6 protein-coding genes are annotated in these 4614 nt (G+C 64.8%); 1 reads left to right on the forward strand and 5 read right to left on the reverse strand.

The window, feature by feature from the left end:
• The first annotated feature begins 175 nt into the window (after positions 1 to 175).
• Complete coding sequence (locus ACLP25_RS06460) at positions 176 to 673, forward strand: hypothetical protein (protein WP_442468400.1); 498 nt, start codon at positions 176 to 178, stop codon at positions 671 to 673.
• A 264-nt stretch (positions 674 to 937) separates the two neighbouring features.
• Here ACLP25_RS06460 and ACLP25_RS06465 read toward each other — a convergent pair whose 3' ends face one another.
• The 5 genes from ACLP25_RS06465 to ACLP25_RS06485 all read right to left on the reverse strand — a co-directional run.
• On the reverse strand, positions 938 to 1591 hold the full coding sequence (locus ACLP25_RS06465; protein ID WP_442468401.1) for a zinc-binding dehydrogenase: 654 nt from the start codon (positions 1589 to 1591) through the stop codon (positions 938 to 940).
• A 99-nt stretch (positions 1592 to 1690) separates the two neighbouring features.
• Entirely contained in the window at positions 1691 to 1990 is a 300-nt protein-coding gene (locus tag ACLP25_RS06470) for an alcohol dehydrogenase catalytic domain-containing protein (protein WP_442468402.1), read from the reverse strand.
• A gap of 288 nt (positions 1991 to 2278) precedes the next feature.
• Positions 2279 to 2548 carry a hypothetical protein gene (locus ACLP25_RS06475; protein ID WP_442468403.1) on the reverse strand — a complete coding sequence of 90 codons (270 nt, stop codon included), beginning with the start codon at positions 2546 to 2548 and terminating at the stop codon, positions 2279 to 2281.
• Positions 2549 to 3848: 1300 nt separating this feature from the next.
• On the reverse strand, positions 3849 to 4466 hold the full coding sequence (locus ACLP25_RS06480) for a transposase (protein WP_442468405.1): 618 nt from the start codon (positions 4464 to 4466) through the stop codon (positions 3849 to 3851).
• Positions 4361 to 4614, reverse strand: a 254-nt coding sequence (locus tag ACLP25_RS06485; RefSeq protein ID WP_442468404.1) for a hypothetical protein, incomplete at its 5' end; no start/stop codon positions are given. The genes ACLP25_RS06485 and ACLP25_RS06480, both read right to left, overlap by 106 nt.

A 4614-nucleotide genomic window follows, 5' to 3' on the forward strand; every position in this document is an offset into this window, starting at 1 on the left:
CGTCGAACAGGATGACGAGCGCGCCCTCATCGGAGCCCGCCTGGCGCGAGAATACAAGCCAGTCCGCCGGCGCCGGCTTGGCGCGCTCGTCATCCTGTTCGACGAAGGCGAGGATCGGCGCGCATTCGATGCGGCCGTTGTCGACGCGACTCAAGCCATTATCGGAGACAAGATCATGATCGCCGATAGCGACCATTGGTTTCGCTCTTCGCGGGCCGAGATCGAGGCCCATCGCGACGGCCCAACCCTGGACGCCGCGGGCCTGTCGTTCTTCGCACTCAACTATGCGCGGCTCTTTTCGGTTTCGCCCGAGACCAGTCACGCGGCCTGGCTCAACCAGACTCGCAACGTCCAGCTCGCTTCCGCGCCTCTGACCGGCCTCATCGCGGTGAGCGACCGCTACGATCGCAAGGCGACGCTCGCTGCCGGACGCGTCTGGCAGAGGCTGCACTTGAGCGCCACCGCGCGCGGGCTCGCCATGCAGCCGCTCAACCAGCCGCTCGAGATGATCGACCGCGAACGCCAAACCGGGCAAGGCGATCAATGGGCGAAGCGCATCGCGCGCCTGACCGGCGACGAGGGGCAAGCCACGTTCTCGTTTCGCGCCGGCTTCGCGTCGCGCCCTGCGCCGCCGAGCCCGAGGCGCAAGCTCAAGGATGTCATGTTGGCGTGACGCGGCCGAGGTTACGCACTGACGTACCGACCGGCTCATCACCGGGTCGGCGATCGATGTCGACGCCGGCATCTACCGAGGGTGAGTTCGGGTGACCGGCGGCTGCGGCTTCGGGTCGATTCGTGACGGTCGCCCGATCGTCGCAAGTTGTGGTGCGCAGCCAGAGGGTCTGCGCCACGTCAGAACATGACCGCCAAATCACAAGCTCAACGGCGCCGGCTCGCTGCGCCAAACGCTATGCAGCGCCGTCAGAAAGCGACGGTTTCATTCCGGCTTGGGCCAGGGGAGCAGCACGATCTTCCCGCCGAGACCACCGGCGTCAATTCGCTCATGGACCTCGCGCGCGGCCGCGATCGGCAGTCGGTCGACAACGACGGGATGGATGGCGCCCTCGCGCAACAGATCGAACAGGGCGGCCATGTCCGCCTTGAACTCTTCGGGCTGCGTCACGCGGCGATCGGTGATGCTGTACCAAACTGCGCTTCGGCCGCCGAACAGGAAGCTCAACCCGCTCCACATCTTCAGCCTGGCGAGGCCGAGGCCCGCGGCAAGCAGGCCTTCACGCCCGACCGCCATGGTTTGCGACCCATAGCCGACGAGCAGGCCGCCCTTCGCGAGGCAGGCGAACGAGCTGCCGAAATGCGCGCCGCCGATCGCATCGAATGCGGCGTCGACGCCAGCGCCTCCCTTGCGCCCCGAAGTGATCCGGCGCACGGCCGCAACGAAGTCACCAGCGCTGTAGTCGATCGCCACTGCGCCGAAACGTTCAACCGCGGGCATGTTCGCGGCCGAGCAGGTCCCGATCGCCTCAAGGCCGAAGTGACACGCAAGGTCGAGCAGAGCTGTGCCGACCGTTCCCGAGGCGCCGATGACGAGGACCGCTGCGCCCCGCGGTAGGCGCCGAAAGCGGGTAAGCATTTGAAAAGCGGTGAGGTAGGCTAGCGGGATGCAGACCGCTTCGGCGGGATCGACCCCATTCGGGACCGGAACGAGGAAGCGCGCAGGGCGGATCGCATATTATGCGTAGCCGCCAACGATACAGAGATCGGCGACCAACTGGCCTTCGCGCGGCGCGGTCACGCCAGGCCCGGTCGTCTCGACGACGCCGACAAGGTCATAGCCTGGCGTGAACGGCAGTGGTCCTTTGAAGTCCGGATATCGGCCGCGACGGATGAAGGTATCGGTGAAGCCGGTCCCGGCGGCGAGCACCTTGATCCGGACCTCGCCCGGACCCGGCGCCGGAACGGTTTGTTCTTCCACCAGTTCCAGAACTTCGGGACCGCCGAACCGAGCGATACGGATATGGCGCCAAGGCATGCGCTACCCGTATCAGCAATCGCGGCGGGCGTCACGCTGAACGCGGCCGCGGCGCTTACCGGAAGCTTGCGCGGAAATCGCCTTCGGGTCGAAGTGAATCGCTCGCCAAGCCGTCGGCGAATGACGGCTATTTGCGTGTTCCTTCCATTCAGGGATCAAAGCCGAAGGTGAGCAAGGGTTCGAAGGCAGCCCTCCCGTCGACGAGCCGTTGCGCCCAAGAGGGCGTCCTGCAACTGTGCGCCGATCGTCCCGCCTGCCGCTTCCGTTGCTACGTTTCGGCCGAGGTGATCAGGCGACGAAGGCCATCGCCGTCACCCAAAGCCCTACTGCCAGCACGGCGACCATCCAGACGTGGTAGAAACGTTCGAAACCGACGGCCTTGTAAGCCGCAGCAATCCGCTCAGCCGGGACCAGCAGTAGCGTCACTCCCTTCAGGAGCGCGGCCCAGCCGACGAGGGTGACGACGACCGGCAGCGCGCCGCCGCTCCAGACCTGGTGGCCGAGCACGACCGCGCGAGGCCGGCGGCGGTGGCTACCATTCCCGAGAACAGCATCCACGGCCCGCTGCGCGCCATCTCGTCGAGCGTCGCCAGCGTCCGGTGCCAGCTGGCGAGCATCCCGCCCGAGATTGCGACGAGGTAGAGGCCGAGGAGCCTGCCGAGGAAGATCGTTATCGCAGACACAGGGCGACGTCCTTTCCGTGGCGACGACGATTGGCGACGTCGTCGCCTTCAAGATAGGCCCCCGGCTCGCTGTCGACCATCGGCTGGACCCAGAATGAGCCATGTCGCCTCACCTCTCCAGCGGACGCTTGACGTCGTCGAGGGAGTACCGCTTCGCCGCACCGTCGGGGAACGTCCCAATTTGCCGGAGCAGACGGCAGGAGTCGACGCTAATAAGAGGTGGATGCGGATCGGGAGGCCAGAGGTCGCACTTGGGGGTAGGACGTGCCTTCCGACACGACGCCTCGGCGCCAAAGCCGAGCCAGCTTAGCCTTCTTTCTTCGCTCGCGCCTTTCGGGTCTTGGCTGCGGGGCGCGTCTTAGCTGGCGCCGCCCTCCTGGGGGCGACCTTCTTCGCCGGCGCCTTCTTCGCAACGCGCTTCCCCGGAGCCGGCGACGCTCGCGGCCTTCGCCTAAGCGCCTTCTTCCCGCGCTCGTGTTTCACATGAATGCGCTCGACGCCGCGGGTTGGTGCGTGTGTTTGCGCCCAAGCCAGCGCAGTCTCGAAGGGCGCCGGCTCCAGATAGACTAGCTCATGGTGGAGCGCGCCGGTCTTCTCGTCCTGCCAGAGATACGTCACCGAACTTTCAGGCTGACCGTCGGCATACGACGTGTGCACCAAGAGGCAGGGCGGAGACGGCAAGAAGATTTCGAGATCGCCGATCTCAACGCTCGTCAAAGACAGCAAGATCGCCATTCGAAATTCCTCCACGCGCGGAGCTGGCCCCTCCGCCTTCGGAGGCCCCTTGGCGCGTTCGGATCGAGCCGCGCGCGAGTTGCCGAGTTCTCCGCGCTTATAGCTCGATTGGAACAACTCTCGTGCGCGACTGGCGTGGGGTCAACAGAATTCCAGCGCTGCTTGCTCGTTCGACAGACAACCCGCTGACTGCGCCCGCTTCACGAATGGCGCGCCGTCGCGTCCGCAACCGCCGGCAAAACAAAGTCTGGTTCAGGCGTTGGCCGCGCGGAGCCTAACGACGGCGAACGCGGGATCCACCGCCACTGCCCCGGTCGTGGAGGGCGCTTAGCCCTGCGGGGCTAGCGGCCGGAATCGACGTTGAGCGGGCGTTGCGGATCGCGGCCGTAGACGGCGCAGTTGGGGGGATAGCCGCCATTCGTGTGGAAGCATCGAGGACCCTAGTGGCCCGAGTCACGCGAACTGAGGTATAGCCTTGCCAGCTTCACGCGAGCGTCGACGGTTGTGAATTGCCAGTCGGCCTTGGCGTGATGTTTGTTGCGGCGCTGTTCCCAGGCGGCGACTTCCGCGGTCAGTTCTGGCTTGTTGGGGATGCGGCGATCCAGGCACTGGGTCGAGAGGGCGGCGAGTTCGGATTCGGCCATGTCGAGCCAACTTCCGTGCTCGGGCGTGTAATGCCATTCGAACCGTTCGACGAGGCGACGCGCTTCGGCGGCGGGGAAGGCTTCATAGAGCGACGTGGTCGTGTGCGTGCTGAGATTGTCCTGAACCAGAACGATTTTGTCCGCGTCGGGAAAATGCGTGTCGGACAGGTCCTTGAGCGCATGGGCGTAATCGACGGCAGCGCAACGGTCGGTGACTTTCACGTGGCGCCAGCCTTCCAGCGGCGCGAACATCATGAACAGATTGTCCACGCGATTGCGTTCGTATTCGTAGTAGGTGGTTGCGAGTTTCAGGAACCACAGAAATGCCTCAGATTGATCAATGTGTAGGCCATCAGTTTCATACCGTAGTGTCGCTGCTGTTTGAACTCGAAGCGCAACAGCAACCGCTTGAATTTATCTTCCCACGCGAAGGTCCGCTCCACGCATAGCCGTAACGAATGGATGGCGGCATTGAACAACCGCTTCCGCCCACGCTTCGGGGCCTTCCGATTGCGCGGGTTTTCCTTGACGTTTGGAACCAGCCCCGCGTTGAAGATCGCTT

Origin of the sequence: Roseiarcus sp. (genome assembly GCF_052145395.1) — a bacterium.
Lineage (GTDB): Bacteria > Pseudomonadota > Alphaproteobacteria > Rhizobiales > Beijerinckiaceae > Roseiarcus.

Bases quoted from the DNA above. Each gene is read 5' to 3' on its own strand.
- ACLP25_RS06460 (WP_442468400.1), top strand. From the start codon at position 176: ATGATCGCCGATAGCGACCATTGGTTTCGCTCTTCGCGGGCCGAGATC.
- ACLP25_RS06470 (WP_442468402.1), bottom strand. From the start codon at position 1,990: ATGCCTTGGCGCCATATCCGTATCGCTCGGTTCGGCGGTCCCGAAGTT.
- ACLP25_RS06465 (WP_442468401.1), bottom strand. From the start codon at position 1,591: ATGCTTACCCGCTTTCGGCGCCTACCGCGGGGCGCAGCGGTCCTCGTC.